The sequence below is a fragment of the Thalassospira sp. CH_XMU1420-2 genome (assembly GCF_037029325.1).
Lineage (GTDB): Bacteria > Pseudomonadota > Alphaproteobacteria > Rhodospirillales > Thalassospiraceae > Thalassospira > Thalassospira povalilytica.
Genome location: NZ_JAYMEG010000007.1, coordinates 172,359 through 191,079, shown reverse-complemented (window position 1 = coordinate 191,079; position 18,721 = coordinate 172,359). Strand labels below are relative to the sequence as shown.

16 protein-coding genes are annotated in these 18,721 nt (G+C 54.1%); 9 read left to right on the top strand and 7 right to left on the bottom strand.

Going from position 1 to position 18,721, the window contains the following annotated elements; all coding sequences use genetic code 11:
* Positions 1-66: 66 nt before the first annotated feature.
* Positions 67-936, top strand: a complete 870-nt coding sequence (locus WA429_RS19205) for an NAD(P)-dependent oxidoreductase (protein WP_114113591.1) — start codon at positions 67-69, stop codon at positions 934-936.
* Positions 937-1,013: 77 nt separating this feature from the next.
* Here WA429_RS19205 and WA429_RS19200 read toward each other — a convergent pair whose 3' ends face one another.
* Complete coding sequence (locus WA429_RS19200) at positions 1,014-2,510, bottom strand: S41 family peptidase (protein WP_287466534.1); 1,497 nt, start codon at positions 2,508-2,510, stop codon at positions 1,014-1,016.
* A gap of 419 nt (positions 2,511-2,929) precedes the next feature.
* Here WA429_RS19200 and WA429_RS19195 point away from each other — a divergent pair, with 419 nt between their 5' ends.
* From WA429_RS19195 to rsmA, 7 genes are all read left to right on the top strand, one after another.
* On the top strand, positions 2,930-4,720 hold the full coding sequence (locus WA429_RS19195) for an acyl-CoA dehydrogenase (RefSeq protein ID WP_287466533.1): 1,791 nt from the start codon (positions 2,930-2,932) through the stop codon (positions 4,718-4,720).
* A gap of 194 nt (positions 4,721-4,914) precedes the next feature.
* The gene (lptF, locus tag WA429_RS19190) at positions 4,915-6,033 is read left to right on the top strand and encodes an LPS export ABC transporter permease LptF (RefSeq protein ID WP_228196595.1); all 1,119 of its coding nucleotides are present in this window, start codon (positions 4,915-4,917) and stop codon (positions 6,031-6,033) included.
* The gene (gene lptG, locus WA429_RS19185; RefSeq protein ID WP_101247701.1) at positions 6,030-7,133 is read left to right on the top strand and encodes an LPS export ABC transporter permease LptG; all 1,104 of its coding nucleotides are present in this window, start codon (positions 6,030-6,032) and stop codon (positions 7,131-7,133) included. The genes lptF and lptG overlap by 4 nt, the downstream gene beginning before the upstream one ends.
* 67 nt (positions 7,134-7,200) lie before the next feature.
* Entirely contained in the window at positions 7,201-9,330 is a 2,130-nt protein-coding gene (locus WA429_RS19180) for an LPS-assembly protein LptD (protein ID WP_287466532.1), read from the top strand.
* Positions 9,331-9,336: 6 nt separating this feature from the next.
* Positions 9,337-10,617 carry a peptidylprolyl isomerase gene (locus tag WA429_RS19175; protein ID WP_101247703.1) on the top strand — a complete coding sequence of 427 codons (1,281 nt, stop codon included), beginning with the start codon at positions 9,337-9,339 and terminating at the stop codon, positions 10,615-10,617.
* A gap of 21 nt (positions 10,618-10,638) precedes the next feature.
* The gene (gene pdxA, locus WA429_RS19170; protein WP_287466531.1) at positions 10,639-11,652 is read left to right on the top strand and encodes a 4-hydroxythreonine-4-phosphate dehydrogenase PdxA; all 1,014 of its coding nucleotides are present in this window, start codon (positions 10,639-10,641) and stop codon (positions 11,650-11,652) included.
* A gap of 5 nt (positions 11,653-11,657) precedes the next feature.
* Positions 11,658-12,527: a 16S rRNA (adenine(1518)-N(6)/adenine(1519)-N(6))-dimethyltransferase RsmA gene (rsmA, locus tag WA429_RS19165; RefSeq protein WP_101247705.1), complete on the top strand. Its 870-nt coding sequence runs from the start codon at positions 11,658-11,660 to the stop codon at positions 12,525-12,527.
* 64 nt (positions 12,528-12,591) lie between these two features.
* Here rsmA and gmk read toward each other — a convergent pair whose 3' ends face one another.
* Positions 12,592-13,224, bottom strand: a complete 633-nt coding sequence (gmk, locus tag WA429_RS19160) for a guanylate kinase (RefSeq protein WP_287466530.1) — start codon at positions 13,222-13,224, stop codon at positions 12,592-12,594.
* A gap of 22 nt (positions 13,225-13,246) precedes the next feature.
* Complete coding sequence (locus WA429_RS19155) at positions 13,247-14,131, bottom strand: YicC/YloC family endoribonuclease (protein WP_287466529.1); 885 nt, start codon at positions 14,129-14,131, stop codon at positions 13,247-13,249.
* Positions 14,132-14,326: 195 nt separating this feature from the next.
* Between WA429_RS19155 and WA429_RS19150 the strand changes: the two genes are divergently transcribed.
* Positions 14,327-15,121, top strand: a complete 795-nt coding sequence (locus WA429_RS19150) for an SDR family NAD(P)-dependent oxidoreductase (protein ID WP_287466528.1) — start codon at positions 14,327-14,329, stop codon at positions 15,119-15,121.
* A 95-nt stretch (positions 15,122-15,216) separates the two neighbouring features.
* On the opposite strand, the gene mltG is transcribed toward WA429_RS19150, so the two are convergent.
* The 4 genes from mltG to fabG all read right to left on the bottom strand — a co-directional run bounded on the left by mltG (position 15,217) and on the right by fabG (position 18,710).
* Positions 15,217-16,191 carry an endolytic transglycosylase MltG gene (gene mltG, locus WA429_RS19145; RefSeq protein ID WP_206928427.1) on the bottom strand — a complete coding sequence of 325 codons (975 nt, stop codon included), beginning with the start codon at positions 16,189-16,191 and terminating at the stop codon, positions 15,217-15,219.
* 21 nt (positions 16,192-16,212) lie between these two features.
* Positions 16,213-17,475, bottom strand: coding sequence for a beta-ketoacyl-ACP synthase II (fabF, locus tag WA429_RS19140; protein WP_068518607.1), 1,263 nt, complete (start codon positions 17,473-17,475; stop codon positions 16,213-16,215).
* 87 nt (positions 17,476-17,562) lie between these two features.
* Positions 17,563-17,799: an acyl carrier protein gene (locus WA429_RS19135; RefSeq protein ID WP_007090351.1), complete on the bottom strand. Its 237-nt coding sequence runs from the start codon at positions 17,797-17,799 to the stop codon at positions 17,563-17,565.
* A gap of 170 nt (positions 17,800-17,969) precedes the next feature.
* The gene (fabG, locus tag WA429_RS19130; RefSeq protein WP_101247709.1) at positions 17,970-18,710 is read right to left on the bottom strand and encodes a 3-oxoacyl-[acyl-carrier-protein] reductase; all 741 of its coding nucleotides are present in this window, start codon (positions 18,708-18,710) and stop codon (positions 17,970-17,972) included.
* Positions 18,711-18,721: the final 11 nt, after the last annotated feature.

The following is an 18,721-nucleotide window of genomic DNA, read 5'->3' as shown; positions in this document are numbered from 1 at the left end:
TGCCTTCATTGACATTGCCCGTCCCGCAACCTTTACTGGTGTCCATCTGTATCTGGGAGGCAAACAATGGCCAAATGTGCATTTATCGGTCTCGGTGTCATGGGATACCCGATGGCCGGTCACCTGCAAAAAGCAGGTCACGACGTAACTGTTTATAACCGTACGGCTGCCAAGGCGGAAAAATGGGTTTCCGAATATGGCGGATCGTCTGCCCCGACCCCGGCCGAAGCGGCCAAGGGGGCGGAATTCGTATTTTCGTGCGTTGGCAATGATGATGATCTTCGCAGTGTCATGCTTGGCGATGGCGGCATGTTTGCCGGCATGGACAAGGGTGCGGTCCTGATCGACAACACCACCGCATCGGCAGATGTCGCACGCGAACTTTATGCTGCGGCCAAGGCACAAGGCATTTCCTTTATTGATGCGCCGGTATCTGGCGGTCAGGCCGGGGCCGAAAACGGCGTTCTTACCGTCATGTGTGGCGGCGATCAGGATGCATTTGATCGCGCAGCGCCGGTGATTGATGCCTTTGCACGCTCCTGCCAGCTGATGGGCGAAAGCGGTGCCGGTCAGCTGACCAAAATGGTCAACCAGATTTGCATCGCCGGTCTGGTCCAGGGTCTTTCCGAAGGTGTCAATTTCGGCGTCAAGGCCGGCCTTGATATGGAAAAGGTTCTTGATGTCATTTCCAAGGGTGCGGCTGGCAGCTGGCAGATGGAAAACCGTGGCAGCACGATGGTTCAGAACAAGTTTGATTTCGGCTTTGCTGTTGACTGGATGCGCAAGGATCTTGGCATTTGCCTTGAAGAATCCAAACGCAATGGCGCCCGCCTGCCGGTTACCGCACTTGTCGATCAGTTCTATGCCCAGGTGCAGGAACGCGGCGGCAATCGCTGGGATACTTCAAGCCTGATTGATCTGCTTGCCCGCGGGTAAACAGCATCCGACAAAACATGAAAAAAGCGCGACCGGCACCGGTCGCGCTTTTTTTGTTTTCTATACGGTATCTGGTCCTATAGACCGGCACGCAACAGCGGTTCGACCTGATTGCGATATGCGGCAAGCGGACCTTCATTGAAATATCCAACAGCACATTCCAGAACAGAATCCCGATAAGGATTGTCAGCGTCTTCTGTCTGGTCTTCGAGATTGTCCCGGCTGCTTTTGCCAAGGCGGGTTATTGCGATATCCTGTTCACAGCTTTTGGCATCAAGTTTTGCCAGCGACTGACGCGGGTCGCGTCGGCGCGCGGGCAAGGCATTGGCCAGATCGATTTCGCGTTCGAATTCTTCGGCATCGGCACGATTGACTTCGATGTCCGGGATAACGCCATTACCCTGAACAATATGGTTTTCCGGCGTGGTGTAATAGCCGGTGGTGATTTTAAGTCCACCACCCGACGTCAACGGCATGATCCGCTGCATCGATCCCTTTCCGAATGAACGTTCCCCGATAATTACACCGCGCCCGTTTTCACGAAGGGCAGCTGCCATCAGCTCTGCACCGGAAGCCGACCCGCGATCCAGCAGAATGGCCATCGGAACCTTGTCAAAGAAGTCCGCCCGGTCTGCTTCATAGCTGCGCAATTTGCGCTCTCCACGGCCTTCGGTGGCAACGATCAGCCCATCGGTCAGGAATTGATCGGCAATGTCCGCCGCACTATCAAGCAACCCGCCCGGGTTTCGTCGCAAATCAACAATTATGCCGCGCGGCTTGGCGATCTTGTCTTCCAGTTCAGACAGGTATTCCTGTGTCTGGTCCAAGGTGGTCGCATCAAACCGCGATACCCGGATGTAACCGATATCCTGGTCAATGATCGCGGCACTGACCGACGGGACTTCGATCCGTGCACGTTTGACAGTTACATCAAAACTGTCTTCGACGCGCATGATGGTCAGTGTAACCGGATCACCAACCCGTCCGCGCATTCTGCGCACGGCCTCGGAAATCGGTTCGCCTTTCATCTGATACCCGTCGATATGAGTGATGCGGTCATCGGGGCGCAAACCGGCGCGCGCGGCCGGCGTGTCATCGATCGGGGAAACAATCCGGATACGCTTGTCATCATCAAGGGCGATCACAATGCCGACACCGGCAAAACTTCCTTCGGTGCTTTCCTGAAGACGACGGAACATGTCATCTGTCATATAGGCGCTGTGCGGATCTAGGTTGTGCAAACTGTCATCAAGAACCGCCCCGACAATGCCGGTCGGCGATTTGTCTTCGGGGTCGATTTCATCAAGCATCGCGATGCTGTTTTCGACAAAGGCAGCACGGTCGATTTTCTCGACATAGGTTTCGGAAAGAACCTGAAGTGCTTCGACATACAGTTTGTCGGCATGGGCAAATTGTTCGTCAGTCGCACCAGCAGTCACGCTGTCACGATAAGCATCAAGGAATCTGCGTTCTTCGTCACTTGGCCAGGCGGGCCCGGCACAGGCGACCAACCTTGTTCCGGCAAACGAAATCAGCACCGCAAACAAAATTGGCAATAATCCTTTACGCAGCAAAAGCCCACTCCTGTCCTGTTAACTTGTCTTCCGGATACAATTCACATGCATGTCTGGCGACTATAGGTATTCCATATTGCCAATATTGCAATGCGAATGCGTCTCGACTGGGGCAAGTCTAGCCTGCCTTTATACGCTTGGCGACCCCTCGAGACCGAATTACCCGAGGATTCAGCTCACATCCCGATCAATCACGGTCAATATAGGGTGAATTCTCATATCGGAAGCATTTTGTCCATTTGCCAGTGGCAAACACATTTCGCCCTTAAACCAATGTCGAAGTCAGAAAACAGATAGCCGTGCTGAAACAGACTCGATCTTGGTGCAATGCACCGTTATGCTGTTCCAAACAATCAAAGTCGGCAAAAAGTCGACTGTTCCGAGCGGGCGGCTCACATTTCAGGGAGACGTCTTTTTTCATGAGCGATTTTACGCCACCGGTTTCCGATTTCCGGTTTCTTATCCACGATGTCATCGGTCTTGAAACCGTTGCCGGGTTACCGGCCTTTTCCGAAACAAGTGCCGATCTTGTTGACGCCATTCTCGAAGAAGCTGCCAAATTTGCGGCATCAGTACTCGCGCCATTAAATCGCATCGGCGATCAGGAAGGTGCCAAGCTTCTTGCCAATAGCAAAGTCCAAACCGCTTCTGGCTGGACGGATGCCTATACCCAGTTCTGTGAAGGCGGATGGCAAGGCATATCTGCCCCGGAATCAGAAGGTGGTATGGGGCTTCCGATCCTGCTCGGCGCGGCTGTCGCGGAGATGTGGCAGGCATCAAATATGGCATTTGCGCTTTGCCCGATGCTGACTGCCGGTGCGATCGAGGCACTTATTACGCACGGATCGGATGCCCAGCGATCGCTTTACCTGTCACGCATGATCAGCGGCGAATGGACCGGGACGATGAACCTGACCGAACCGCAGGCGGGGTCCGATCTTTCGAAAGTGCGCAGTATCGCCGTTCCCAATGACGACGGCAGTTATGCCATTAGCGGACAAAAGATTTTTATTACCTATGGCGATCACGAGATGACGGAAAATATCGTTCATCTTGTTCTGGCGCGCACCCCCGATGCCCCCGCCGGGGTCAAGGGCATCTCGCTTTTCATTGTTCCCAAGTTTCTGGTTAGCGAGACCGGTGAAATCGGCACGCGCAATGATGTTCATTGTGTGTCCCTTGAACACAAGCTTGGCATCCATGCCAGCCCGACGGCGGTTCTGTCATTTGGCGATAATGGTGGTGCAACCGGCTATCTTGTTGGCGAAGAAGGCAAGGGTCTTGCCTATATGTTCACGATGATGAACAACGCGCGTCTGGCAGTTGGACAGCAAGGTGTCGCGATCTCGGAACGAGCCTATCAGCAGGCACTTGATTATGCCCTTACCCGCAAACAGGGGCGCGATCCGAAAACCGGCGAAGATGCACCGATTATTGTTCATGGCGATGTCCAGCGCATGCTGATGCGCATGAGATCCTCGACCGAAGCAGCACGTGCATTGTCACTTTATGCCGCTGCCCAGCTTGATCTGGCCCATCACCTTGACGACCCGACAGCCAAAGCTGCCGCGCAGGCGCGGGCAGATCTGCTGATCCCGCTGGTCAAGGCATGGTCGACGGATCTTGGGGTCGATAATGCGTCGCTCGGCGTTCAGGTTCATGGCGGCATGGGTTTTATCGAGGAAACCGGTGCAGCCCAGCATCTACGTGATGCCCGCATCGCACCGATCTATGAAGGCACCAACGGCATTCAGGCACTCGATTTCATCGGGCGCAAGGTCTTGCGCGACAACGCGGCTGCACTTGCTGCGCTGATAACCGATATCCGGAAAACCATTTCTGAAACTCGCAATTCCGGCTCCGAAGGCGATCATGACGTTCGGGATGCGGCAAAGGCCCTTGAACATGCGATCAAGGCGCTTGAGCTCAGCACCGCAACAATCATTGAACGGTGCGGCACCGATGACCGGATGATGCAGGTTCTGGCGACCCCCTATTTGCGACAGGCGGCACTTTGCGTATCGGGCTGGCTGATGCTCAGATCCATGACGACCGCGGCCAAAGCAGATGTTTCTTCCGATTTTGGCGCACGCAAGATCGCTACATGCCGGTTCTTCTTTGAACAGTTGCTTCCTGAAGCGGCATTTATGGCAACCCAGATTGAAAATAGCCGCCGGGCAGAATTGCACGAAACCCAGCCACTATTTTGACAAACTCTTTGCCGAGATTGTGCTGCGCCATCGTTGCCATAAGACGACGATGGCGCAAACATTTCTAATACACGCCCTGCCCCACAGCTTCGATACTTCTGCAAACGCCAACATTCGGAAATTCCGTACGGTTTGTCCCAATTTGGCGATAATTTCCTGTTTCGGTTTTTGATTGCTTCTCTATAATCCGCCCGATGAATCGCTTAACCCGATATATGCTTAAACAGCAGCTGATTATGATGGTGTTTGTGACACTGGGGCTTCTCTGTGTCATTTGGCTGTCGCAAAGCCTGCGTTTTGTCGAAATGATTGTGAACCGGGGTCTGTCGATCTCGGTGTTTTTGCAGCTGACATCTTTGCTGCTGCCGAGCTTTTTGACGATCATCATTCCGATTTCGTTGTTTTTCGTTATTGTCTTTACCTACAACAAACTTATCCAGGATCGCGAACTGATCATTATGCGATCGGCCGGCCTTAACCAATGGGCGCTGGCAAAGCCGGCACTGATTGTTGCGCTGCTGTCGACGGGTGTTTGTTATTTCCTGACATTGTTTTACCTTCCCTACAGCTATCAGCAGTTCAAGGAACTGCAATTCTCAATCCGAAATGACTTTTCGTCGGTGTTGTTGCAGGAGGGAAGCTTTACCGATCTTGATGGGCTGACCGTTTATGTGCGCGAAGTTGGTCGCGACAACGAGTTGCTCGGTATTCTGGTCCACGATTCCCGCGACCCCGACCAGCAGACAACAATGATGGCAAAGCACGGCGCGCTGTTGCGAACCGATGAAGGGCCGCGCATTGTGCTGCTTGATGGCAACCGGCAGGAAGTCAACGCCGAAGACGGTACGATGTCGATCCTGTATTTTGACCGCTATGCCGTTGATATCGCCCATAGTGCAGAAGACCCGACATTGCGTTATCGCGAGGCCCGTGAACGTGGTGTTTTCAACCTTCTTACCGGAACGCCACCAGACATTGCTTCGAACGATATCGGGGCCTTCCGGGCCGAAGGGCATGACAGGTTGATTTCGCCTCTTAACGCGATCGCATTTGCAAGCATTGCGCTTGCGGTTCTGGTATCAAGCAGTTTCTCGCGGCGGGGCCAGACCGGTCGTCTGTTGATTGCGATTGGTGTCATGGTTCTTTGTCAGGCGCTTGGCATTGCGATGAAAAACCTTGCGGCCAAGAATTCCGCCTTGATCCCGCTGATGTATGCCAACGCGTTTCTGCCGATTATTTTGGGCTTGTACTGGACATTCCGCGGGCCTCAGATCCGTGCCAAACGCGCGATCGCTGAAGAGGCAGAAGCATGAGACTGTCACCGACCCTTACATGGTATTTCGGAAAGCATGTGCTGTTTTCTATTCTGGCCGTTCTGGCACTCTTGATCGGTCTGATCCTGATTGGTGATACGATCGAACTTCTCAGACGGGCTGGCGGAAAACCCGATGCCACTGTCGGCATTGTTGTTCAGATGGCGACCAGCAGAATTCCCTTTATGACGGAAAAGGTTCTGCCATTTGCGGTTTTGTTCGGATCAATGTTCTCGTTCTGGAAGCTGACGGGGAATCAGGAACTGGTCGTCACGCGCGCAGCCGGGGTTTCTGCCTGGCAATTTTTGCTGCCACCCATTCTTTGCGCACTGATCCTTGGCTCTATTCAGGTTGCGGCCCTCAATCCGTTATCTTCAATCCTGTTGCAGCGATACGAAATGCTCGAAGCGCGCTATTTGCAGAACAATGTCAGCGTGATGAATTTGTCTTCAAGCGGGCTTTGGTTGCGACAGGGCACACAGGATGGGCAGGCTGTCATTTATGCACGCGCGGTGCGCAGCCAGCAGGATGACCAGATTGACCTACGCAATGTAACAATCTTCCGCTTTCAGAATTCCGATGATTTCACCACCCGGATCGACGCTGCGCGTGCCGTTCTTGAACCGGGCACCTGGCATTTTTATGATGCCTGGACCTTTACACCCGGTCAGGCCAGCCAGTTTACCGAAAGCATGAAGCTTCCGACCAACCTGACGGCGCGCAAAATCCAGGACAGCTTTGCTTCACCTGAAACCATGTCGTTCTGGGATCTCAAGCCATTCATCAATTTGCTGGAACGTGCCGGTTTCAACGCCACACGCCACCGCATTCACTTCCATAGCCTGCTGTCGCGCCCGCTTTTGCTGTGTGCGATGGTTCTCATTGCTGCGGCGTTCTGTCTTAAATTTTCTCGACGCAGACGGGCATCCCTTGTTATCGGTGGTGGGGTGACAACCGGATTCATCTTGTATTTCTGTACCGACGTCATTTCAGCTTTGGGCGTTTCTGGGGGAATTCCACCAATTTTGTCAGCCTGGGCACCCGCCGGTATTTCTTTGTTACTCGGGGTTTCAACATTGCTACATCTTGAGGATGGCTAGTCAGATGGCCATTGCGGGGGGAATGATAAAAAGACTGGCAACCGGTACCATACTGGGATGTGGCATTGTGCTTTTTGGGGGCCTGTTCGGTATTCCGTCGGCACAAGCCCAGGATGTGAATGCACAACAATCGGATCAGGACGCACCTGCTATCCTGTTTAGCGCCGATGAAGTTGATTATAACCGCGAGCTGCAAACTGTTACTGCGCGCGGTAATGTCGAAATTTCACGCGAAGGCCGCATCCTTCTTGCCGATACGGTCAGTTATGATCGCAGTCAGGACGTTCTGACGGCATCTGGCAATGTCAGCATTACAGAGCCGACCGGTGAAGTAACCTTTGCCAGCTATGTTGAGCTCAGTGGCGATTTCAAGAACGGCATTGTCAAAGATATCTATGTTCTTCTTGATGAAAATACCCGCCTGGCTGGTACCGGTGCGCGACGCAGTGCCGGTAATTTTACGGAAATCGCCAAAGCGGTCTATTCCCCGTGCAAGGTTTGCGAGGATGATGACGGCACGGCAGGAACACCATTATGGCGTATCCGTGCGGCCCGTGTGCTTCACGATGCCGAAAACAAGACCGTTGAATACGAAGATGCCCGACTTGAATTCGCTGGCGTTCCAGTGTTTTACACCCCCTACCTGCAACATCCGGACCCTACTGTAAAACGGCAATCTGGTCTTCTGGCGCCATCCTTTGGCAGCACAAGCTATGTCGGATCCTATTTCAGTCAGCCCTATTACTGGGCGATAGACAAAAGCAAGGATATGACCTTCACACCGACCTACACACTGGATGAAGGGGCACTGCTCGCAACCGAGTATCGCCAACGCTTTGATGCAGGCGAACTCGAAGCAATCGGAAGCGTTACCCAGGACAGCAATGATGACTGGCAAGGTCACATTGACGCCGAAGGGCGTTTTGACATCGACCCGACCTGGCGCTGGGGCTTTGACGCCGAGCAGGCCAGTGAGAAAACTTACCTGTCGCGCTACGGGTTTGACTCACCTTCGGTGCTTACCTCGAACCTGTTTACAGAGGGTTTCCGGGGGGCAAGCTACACTCGTGTTGACGGATATTACTTCCAGGGTCTTAAGTCTGGTGATGACAGGGACACAACACCGATCGTCCTGCCGCACATGCAATTCCACGGGCAAACAGCGCCAGCCAAATATGGAAGCATTACGACGCTGGATGTTGACGGTCTTTCCCTGACACGCGAAGACGGGGCTGACTCGCACCGCGCTTCAGCAAAGGTCGGTTGGGAACTTCCGCATGTTGGCACATTGGGTGATGTGACAAAGCTCAGCCTGTCTGTGCGCGGCGACAGCTATATGGTCTATGACGTGGAACGTGACAACAAAGACGACTATAGCGGATACACAGGACGAGTGCTTCCATTGGCCGCGATTGACTGGCGCATGCCGTTTGTCAGCGATCAAGGTGCATATCATCAGGTCATCACGCCAGTTGCGATGGCGGCCTGGTCGCCGAATGGCGGCAACCCGGAAGAGATTCCCAACGAGGACTCCCAGTCCTTCGAGCTTGATGACATCAATTTGTTTGCCCATGACCGGTTTGGTGGCATTGACCGCGCCGAAGATGGCTTTCGCGCCAGTTATGGTCTCGAATGGGGGCTCTATGGGCCAACCGGTGGCTACACAAGTGCAATGTTCGGACAAAGTTACCGTGCAGCCGAAAATGATACATTCGCAGAAGGATCGGGACTTGATGAACAGCTCTCGGACTATGTTGGCCGCCTGACTGTTGCGCCAAACCGATATCTTGACCTGACCTATCGCTACCGCTTGGACAAGGACGACTTCTCCGCCCGTCGCAATCAGGTTGCATTAACTGCTGGTTCAGTTGATACGCTCCGCGTGAATACGACATATGTTCACTTCACAGATGATGCAGGTAGCGAAGAGTTCAGCGAGCGCGAAGAGTTATATTTCAGGGCCGACCGACAGTTTTCTGACTACTGGTCGGGGATGGCATATGGTCGCTACGACATAGATCAGTCGGACCCCTTGGAATATGGTGTCGGCTTTGTGTATGAAGATGAATGCTTTATCTTTGATGGACGGATACGTCGCACCTTCTATCAGGACCAGGATCTTGGTGAATCAGACGAATTCCTGTTCCGCCTGGTCTTCAAAACGCTGGGTGAAGTTGCCTCCGCAGCCGGATTGTAAGAAAACATGATTTCAAAAGTTTCGATTTTCAAAATATCAAATATCTGCGCTGTCGTTGGCGCGATTGCCCTGTTGGCAATGGCGGCCCCGTCAAAGGCGCAATCGCCGGTCGGCGTCGCTGCGGTAGTGAATGATGATCCGATTTCAATCATTGATCTGGTTGAACGTATCAAGCTTGTTGCGGTTTCATCCAACATCCGGATGACCCCGGAAAAAAGCAACGAGATCGCGCCGCAAATTCTGCAGCAGTTGATCAACGAAACCTTGCAGTTGCAGGAGGCAGAGCGCCGCGGCATCGAAGTGACCGAGGCTGATATCACCCGTGGCAAAACACTGATCGAGCAAAATGCAGGCCTGCCCGACGGGACGCTTGATGCATTTCTCGAGCAGCGCGGCATCGCGCCGGGCACAATTGAAAACCAGATCCGTCCGCAGGTTGCGTGGCAACGGCTGTTGGGTTCCATGCGCAGTCAGGTAGAGATTTCCGAAGCAGAAATTGACGAAAACCTTCAGCGCATCATCAACAACCAGGGAAAGCCGCGAAATCGCGTTCAGGAAATCTTTCTGCCCGTAGACAATCCGCAAGACAGTACACGCGTTTATCAAACCGCACAGGAAGTTCTTGGCGCGTTGCAGCAAGGAGCTGACTTCAGTGCCCTGGCACGTCAGTTTTCTGCAAGTGCAAGTGCGGCAAATGGTGGTGATCTTGGCTGGTTATATGCCGGCGAACTCGCAGGTGACTTGCAGCAAGCTGTAAATCAACTTGAACCGGGCAATGTCAGTGCTCCGATCCAGACCATTCGCGGATATTATATCATCAAGCTTCTCGACCGGCGTGTCGGCGATGCAGGGGCAATTACCGATGTAAGGCTTGACCTTTATCAGCTGTTTGTTCCCCTGTCTCAGTCCATGCCAAAAGAGCAGATTGACGCCAAAGTCGCGGTTCTGCGCAACACGCAGGAAACCGCAAACAGTTGTCAGGCATTGGCAAATGTCGCGGTAGACCTTGGCTCTGAGATGAGCGGCGAAATGAAGGGCATTTCCCCCAACGAACTGTCCGGACCAGTTGCCCAGGCGATCACCAATCTTCAACCTGGTCAGCCATCCAATATTGTTCAGGTCGATGGCGGTGCCCTGCTGGTGATGATTTGCAACAAAACCGAAGAAAGCAATCTGCCCGATCGCAAGGACATCGAAAACCGTCTCATGATGGAACGTCTTGACATCCTGGCACGCCGCAAGCTGCGTGAATTGCGTCGACAGGCCTTTATCGACATCCGTATGTGATCGTGCAAAGGCAGGAACAGAATGAGCAAAATCGCACCGATTGCACTAACCATCGGTGAGCCTGGTGGCATCGGGCCAGAGCTTTGCCTCAAGGCATGGCTGCGTCGCAAGGATGAAAACCTGTCACCATTCTGCGTCCTGTCACCGATCACGATTCTTGATCATGCGGTAAAGCAGCTTGGCGACAATGTTCCGATCAAAGTTGTTTCGGACATCTCGGAAGCAATCACCGTTTTTGACAATGCCCTGCCCGTTCTGGCACTTGATGAATGCGATGCCATGCCGATATCGGGTACTGCATCGGCAAATACCGCAACTGTGGTGATCGAGAGCATCACCCGCGCGGTAAAGCTGTGTGAAGATGGTTCGGCCTGTGGTGTTGTAACCAATCCCATTCAGAAAAGTGCGCTCTATGAAGCCGGGTTCAAACATCCCGGTCATACGGAATTCCTTGCCGAACTGGCAGGACCGGGAACCGTTCCGGTCATGATGCTGGCCAATTCGAAGCTTCGCGTTGTTCCACTGACCATCCATATCGCGCTGAGCGAGGTGCCCAAACAGCTGACGTCGGACAGCATCAATGAACAATGCGAAATTACAGCAACGGCCTTGCAACGGGATTTCGGCATTGCAATGCCGCGTCTGGCAATTGCCGGGCTTAACCCGCATGCCGGTGAAAACGGATCAATGGGCAGCGAAGAACAAACAATTATCGAGCCGGCCATCAACGCATTGCGCAAGAAGGGATTGGACGTTATTGGCCCCCTGCCCGCAGATACCATGTTCCATGATGAAGCCCGCGAGAATTATGACGTTGCATTGTGCCCCTACCATGACCAGGCCCTGATCCCGGTCAAGACACTGGATTTTCATGGTGGTGTAAATGTCACGCTGGGATTGCCATTTATCAGAACATCGCCAGACCACGGCACTGCGTTGGACATCGCCGGCAAAGGCACCGCCCGCCCCGATAGCCTGATAGCAGCCCTTAAAATGGCTGCGGACATGGCACATAAACGCCTGACAGGAGCCTGACCCACGTGTCAGAAGATAACGATACTACTGGAAAACTGGCCAATGACGGCCTGCCGCCGCTTCGTGAAGTCATTGCAACGCATGGCTTGTCGGCACAAAAGAAATTCGGGCAGAACTTCCTGTTTGACTTGAACCTGACCGGGCGTATTGCCCGTGCAGCGGCCCCGCTTGAGGACGCAACCGTCATTGAAATCGGTCCGGGGCCAGGTGGCCTGACACGTGCGTTGCTGTTCCATGGCGCAAAAAATCTGACCGTAATTGAACGCGATCCGCGTTGCCAACCGGTTCTGGAGCAAATCAGCAACCACTATCCCGGCGCCCTGCACGTCATTGATGGTGATGCACTGGACGTTGACGTCACCAAGCTTGGCCCGGCCCCGCGCAAAATTGTCGCCAACTTGCCATACAATGTCGGCACACAGCTTTTGCTGGGCTGGCTCATGCAGATCGACCAATTCGCCAGCCTGACCCTGATGTTCCAGAAGGAAGTCGCCGAACGCGTTGTCGCAGGGCCCAAAAGCAAGGCCTATGGCCGGTTGTCGGTCCTGTGCCAATATCTGTGTGACTGCGACATCCTGTTTGATGTTCATCGCAGTGCATTCACACCACCGCCCAAGGTTACATCCGCCGTCGTGCAACTGCGCCCGAAAGCCGACCGGGGGGCAGATATCAACCTTGCAAGTCTTGCCAAGATCACCCAGGCCGCATTTGGCCAGCGCCGTAAAATGCTGCGCGCCAGCCTGAAAACCCTGAACATCAATGTTGGTGAATTGCTCGACAAGGCCGGAATCACCGAAACTGCCCGGGCCGAAGAACTCAGCGTCGCGGACTTTGTCCGCCTGACACAGGTCCATGATGAAATGGCCGCTTCGTAAAGCGGCCATTTTTCATTTGCGATATCAGTCGATCAGTCGATCAGTCGATCAGTCGATCAGTCGATCAGTCGGTCAGAAGCTTTTTGACGAAGCTTGGCAAGCCGGTTTGACGGCCGCGTTTGATCCGCTCGGCACCGATAATATGCTGCACATCGGCAAGACAACGTTCCAGATCATCATTGATCAGGACATAGTCGAATTCTTCCCAATGACTGATTTCTGCGCCCGCCTTGGCCATGCGCTTCATGATGACGTCGTCGGCATCCTGTCCGCGATCACGCAACCGGCGTTCAAGCTCGGCCGAAGACGGCGGAAGGATAAAGACCGAAACCACGTCCTCACCGCCCTTGTCACGCAGCTGGCGCGCACCTTGCCAGTCGATATCAAACAGTACGTCATGCCCGTCAGAAAGAGCCTTTTCGACCGGGGCCTTCGGGGTACCGTAATAATTGCCGAACACTTCCGCCCATTCCAGCAATTCATCATCAGCAATCATATGCTTGAAGGCATCAACCGACTTGAAGAAATAATGCTTTCCTTCTTCTTCGCCCGGACGGGCGTCGCGCGTGGTTGCAGATACCGAAAGCGAGATCCGGTCATCTTTTTCAAGCAGCTGACGGGTAATGGTTGTCTTGCCCGCACCGGATGGGGCACAGAAAACCAGCATCACACCACGACGGTTATGTGGATCGGTCATTTTGAATTCCTTCCCTGCCCGCTTATTCGACGTTCTGGACCTGCTCGCGGAGCTGATCAATGATCACTTTCAGCTCCATGCCGCAATTGGTCAGTTCGATATCATTGGCTTTTGAGCAAAGCGTGTTGGCTTCGCGGTTGAATTCCTGACACAGGAAGTCAAGCTTGCGCCCGATAGAACCGCCTTTGGTCAGCATGTCACGTGCTGCCGAAATATGTGCTTTCAGACGATCGATCTCTTCGCGGATATCGGCCTTGGTCGCAAGCAGGGCTGCTTCCTGGTGCAGGCGTTCTGGTTCGAACTTGCCGGCATCGAGCAATTCTTCAACCTGTCGCTTGAGACGTTCACGAATGGCGTCCCCCCGTGCAGCTGCACAGCTTTCCGCCCGCGTCACTGTGGCTTCGATATTATCGACATGTCCGCGCAGCATGGCATCAAGCTTTTCGCCTTCTTCCGCACGATGGGCTGCCATCTGATCAATTGCATCGGCAAGGCTTGAAAGCACAGCATCGTCGCACGCGTCGCGGGTTGCCTCGTCTTCCTGTGGTTCGATTGCCTCAAGAACGCCACGCACATTCATCAGATCGGCGATGGTTCCGGCCGACAGGCTGCTGGTATTGTCGAACTCTTCGGCGATGGCAATCAATTCGGCAAGAAGTTCACGATTTACGGCATAGGACCCGCTATCCGATGCCCGAACGACATTAAGGGTCACACCGATATTGCCGCGCTTGAAACGTTTGGACACCGCATCGCGCACCTTGGCTTCAAGCCGTTCAAACCCGCCATTCAAACGGACACGTACATCAAGGCCCTTGCCATTGACGCTTCGCAATTCCCAGGTCCAGCCGAAACCTTCCGCTGCACCGTCGGTGCGGGCAAAGCCGGTCATGCTTGATACGGTCATATTCCCATCCAGTATGATTTCATGTTTGCGCGTTTATACCGTTTGCCCTTTACCGCGCCAAGGGCCAAGGTTTCAAGGCACGTTGATAACTGCAATATGGGATCAAAATGCCCGTATTTCATAATGCTGCCCTATTGCTGCATCATGGTCCGCAAAATTCGACAAACTGTATTTCAGAACCGCATACGAGCAACCATGTCCTTTCAGTATCACGCCATTCTGATTACCGGTGCCAGTTCCGGCATCGGTGCCGCACTTGCCAGACAATTTGCCCGCACCGGCGTAACCCTGTTTATCAGCGGTCGGGATGAAACGCGCTTGCGGCTTGTTGAAAACGAATGTCGCTCAGCCGGGGCCAATGTTTATGCCGATGTTCTTGATGTCACCAATCGCGAAACCATGACTGCTTATGTCACGCATTGTGATGAGCTGGCCCCGCTCAGCCTTGTCATCGCCAATGCCGGGATTTCAGCAGGGACCGGCGGTCTTGGCGAAAGCCCCGAACAGGTCAGAGACATCTTTGCCACCAATGTTGCCGGGGTTCTCAACACCATTGATCCGGCGATTGACGTCATGCGCGTTCGCGGACGCGGCCAGATCGCACTGGTCGCGTCCCAGGCGTCCTGGCGCGGGTTGCCATCCGCCCCGGCCTATTGCGCCAGCAAAGCCGCAATTCGTGTCTATGGCGAAGGATTGCGCGGCGCACTTGCACCAACCGGCATCAAGGTAAATGTCATTTGTCCGGGCTTTGTCAAAAGCCGCATCACCGACGCCAATGACTTTCCCATGCCGTTCTTCATGCAGGCCGACAAAGCCGCACGAAAGATCGCACGCGGGCTTGAACGAAACCGCGGGATGATTGCCTTCCCCTGGCAGATGAACATCATTATCGGCCTTCTGAAAATGACGCCGCAATGGCTGATGGACCTGGTGGCCAACCGTGTGCCGCGCAAGGCATCAGTACCAGATCAGAATGCAACCGGCGAATAACAGCTGCACCCCCACCGAAACACAAAAGGCTGCCAGTGATCTGGCAGCCTTTTCATTTGTCGATGATGTTTGACATCAAGCGCGGACACCTGCCCCTATTGGGCATCGCGGATACGCCGCCATTTCGCGACATTGCGATTATGCTCCTTAAGGGTATGGGCAAACGCATGCCCCCCGGTGCCATCGGCAACAAAGTAAAGTTCCTTTGTCTCTGCCGGGTGCAGGACCGCATAAAACGCTTCGCGTCCGGGATTGGTGATCGGTGATGGCGGCAGTCCCCCGGTAACATAGGTGTTATAGGGGCTTTCAAACCGAAGATCCTGACGCGTCAGGGCACGTTCCAGACGTTTGTCGGGGCTGATGGCATAGGCAACCGTCGGATCGGACTGCAACCGCATATTAATGCGCAACCGATTGACAAACACCCCCGCAACCCGGGCGCGTTCGGCGGCTACCCCGGTTTCCCGTTCAACAATGGATGCAAGAACCAGTGCCTCTTCGACCGTATCAAACGGCAAGTCGGGATCACGCCCCGGCCACAGTTGTTCGACCATTTCGTCATGAGCTGCGCGCATGCGATCAAGGATGCTTTGTTTGGAATCCCCGTACGAGAACTGATAGGTCTCGGGCAGAAGGGTACCGTCGCTGGGTATGTCGGTGATTTCGCCGGTCAGGCCATCCACAAGATTGATACGTTCAACAATCTCGCCGGACCGAAGGCCTTCGGGAATGGTCACAAACCGTTTGACGGTTTCACCCGAAGCAAGGATTTCGGCCGCCTGACGCGGACTGACCCGTTCGGGGAAATGATATTCGCCAGCACGTAGTGACCGGTCCAGCCCGCTAACGCGTACCCCCGCCAGAAAGATCAGCGGTTCATCAACAATATGTTCACGACGGAAAATTTCGGCGATACCGCGCACACCGGTCCCCTGCGGGATAATGATGTCGCGGCCTTGTGCCAGTTTGCTTGGCGATGTGTATTGCACATAAACATACACCGCCGCCCCACCAATGGTGAGCGCGGCGGTGATGATAAGCAAGCCAAGTAAAAGCAGAAAACGCTTCAAGGGAAAACTCCCGAGGCTCGGCTATTTAAATGCCTTGAAAACCAGCGAGGCATTGGTGCCACCAAAGCCGAACGAGTTCGACAGGGCAACATTGACCTTGCGCTGTTTGGCTTCAAGCGGAACCAGATCGATCCCCTTGCAGGCTTCGGACGGATTACGCAGGTTCAGGGTCGGCGGAACGACACCTTCATGGATCGCAAGGATCGAGAACACTGCTTCAATCGCACCCGCAGCCCCCAGAAGGTGGCCGGTTGCCGATTTGGTCGAAGACATGGACAGCTTGGTTGCATGATCACCAAACAGGCGCTTGACCGCACCCAGTTCGATTTCATCACCCAGCGGAGTCGACGTACCATGTGCGTTGACATAGTCGACGTCTTCCGGGTTCACACCAGCGTTGCGAAGCGCATTACGCATGGAGCGGAAACCACCATTGCCGTCTTCTGCCGGTGCAGTGATGTGATATGCATCGCCGGACATGCCATAGCCGCCAACTTCTGCATAAATCTTCGCACCACGTGCTTTGGCATGTTCGTATTCTTCAAGAACGACACAGCCTGCACCCTCGCCCATGACAAAACCGTCACGGCCTTCATCCCACGGACGGGATGCTTCGGTCGGGGTGTCGTTGTAACCGGTCGAAAGTGCACGGGCAGCAGCAAAGCCAGCCATACCAAGACGGCAAACAGCAGCTTCTGCACCACCGGCCACCATGACGTCGGCATCACCAAGCATGATCATGCGCGATGCATCGCCAATGGCGTGCGCACCGGTCGAACATGCGGTCACGACTGCATGGTTCGGGCCTTTAAGACCGTGTTTGATCGAAACCTGACCAGAAACCAGGTTGATCAGGCAGGACGGAATGAAGAACGGACTGACACGGCGGGTCTTGCCGTTATTCACAAGATCCGAAGCATCCGCAATTTTCGGCAGACCACCGATACCCGATCCAATCAGAACGCCTGTGGCTTCCTGATCTTCGTCGGTTTCCGGTTTCCAGCCCGAGTCAGCGAGTGCCTGATCTGCTGCGGCAATACCATAGACGATGAAATCGTCCATTTTCTTCATGTCTTTGATCGAGACATGATCTTCCGCGTTGAACAGTCCTTCACCCTCACCGCGCGGCACGAGGCCTGCGATTTTGGCAGGGATATCGGACACATCGAAAGTATCGATGCCCTTGATGCCGGATTGGCTGTTCAGCAGTTTCTGCCAAGTGATCTGAGCACCGCTAGCAAGCGGCGTTACAGCACCAAGTCCGGTAACAACTACGCGTCTCATCCCGCATTACGCCTTTATTTTATGAATCCAGCAAAGACGAAAAGGGCGCCTGAGGATGCCCTCCGGCGCCCATGTCTCACGGCAAGATTAGCCGTTCGCCTTTTCGATGAAGTCGATCGCGTCTTTGACGGTCAGAATCTTTTCAGCCGCGTCGTCCGGAATCTCGCAACCGAATTCTTCTTCAAACGCCATAACCAGCTCGACGGTGTCCAGGCTATCTGCGCCAAGATCGTCGATGAAGCTTGCGTTTTCAGTGACCTTGTCTTCTTCAACACCGAGGTGCTCGACAACGATCTTCTTCACGCGATCTGCGACATCACTCATAGCTCAAATCCTTCAATAGGTTTTCTGTCAGTTAGTGTTCACGTGGTGCCCGTTTACTCCCCCTATTGAAGGACCTCCCGGGAACCGGAAACCGACAACATACAATTGCCGATTTCAATATTTGGTATAGCGGCCCCTTTTAAACAGAAAAGAAGGCAACCCGCAACGGGTTAAATCATCGCCATTCCGCCGTTCACATGCAAGGTCTGTCCCGTGACATAAGCTGCTTCGTCACTTGCGAGATACAGAACCGCTGCTGCGATCTCTTTGCTGTCGCCCATGCGACCTGCCGGAATACCACCCAAAAGCTTCTCTTTCTGGGCGTCTCCGAGTTCTTCGGTCATTGCCGTGGTAATGAAACCAGGCGCAACACAGTTCACCGTGATCCCGCGCGCGGCAACTTCCTGTGCCAGCGACTTCGACCAGCCGATCATGCCGGCCTTGGCAGCGGCATAGTTGGTCTGCCCTGGGTTACCGGTAACACCGACAATCGAGGTGATGTTGATGATACGGCCGTGACGGCGTTTCATCATGCCGCGCAGCGAATTGCGCGCAAGCTTGAAAGCAGACGTCAAGTTGACATCAAGAACCGCCTGCCAGTCTTCGTCCTTCAGACGCATGGCAAGCTGGTCGCGCGTGATGCCCGCATTGTTGACCAGAATATCAAGCTGACCACCAAGGGCCTCTTCGGCATTCTTGATCAGACCATCAACAGATGCGGAATCCGAAAGGTTCGCCGGAACCACAACAGCATTGTCGCCGATCTCGGATGCGACTGCTTCGAGGCGTTCCTGACGGGTGCCCGACAAGGCAACTTTTGCACCGGCAGCTGCCAGAACCTTGGCGATTTCACCACCGATACCGCCGGTCGCACCGGTTACCAGTGCTGTTTTGCCTGCAAGATCAAACATTAACTTTCTTT

Bases quoted from the DNA above. Each gene is read 5' to 3' on its own strand.
- WA429_RS19205 (WP_114113591.1), top strand. From the start codon at position 67: ATGGCCAAATGTGCATTTATCGGTCTCGGTGTCATGGGATACCCGATG.
- WA429_RS19195 (WP_287466533.1), top strand. From the start codon at position 2,930: ATGAGCGATTTTACGCCACCGGTTTCCGATTTCCGGTTTCTTATCCAC.
- lptF (WP_228196595.1), top strand. From the start codon at position 4,915: ATGAATCGCTTAACCCGATATATGCTTAAACAGCAGCTGATTATGATG.
- lptG (WP_101247701.1), top strand. From the start codon at position 6,030: ATGAGACTGTCACCGACCCTTACATGGTATTTCGGAAAGCATGTGCTG.
- WA429_RS19175 (WP_101247703.1), top strand. From the start codon at position 9,337: ATGATTTCAAAAGTTTCGATTTTCAAAATATCAAATATCTGCGCTGTC.
- pdxA (WP_287466531.1), top strand. From the start codon at position 10,639: ATGAGCAAAATCGCACCGATTGCACTAACCATCGGTGAGCCTGGTGGC.
- gmk (WP_287466530.1), bottom strand. From the start codon at position 13,224: ATGACCGATCCACATAACCGTCGTGGTGTGATGCTGGTTTTCTGTGCC.
- WA429_RS19155 (WP_287466529.1), bottom strand. From the start codon at position 14,131: ATGACCGTATCAAGCATGACCGGCTTTGCCCGCACCGACGGTGCAGCG.
- WA429_RS19150 (WP_287466528.1), top strand. From the start codon at position 14,327: ATGTCCTTTCAGTATCACGCCATTCTGATTACCGGTGCCAGTTCCGGC.
- fabF (WP_068518607.1), bottom strand. From the start codon at position 17,475: ATGAGACGCGTAGTTGTTACCGGACTTGGTGCTGTAACGCCGCTTGCT.
- WA429_RS19135 (WP_007090351.1), bottom strand. From the start codon at position 17,799: ATGAGTGATGTCGCAGATCGCGTGAAGAAGATCGTTGTCGAGCACCTC.
- fabG (WP_101247709.1), bottom strand. From the start codon at position 18,710: ATGTTTGATCTTGCAGGCAAAACAGCACTGGTAACCGGTGCGACCGGC.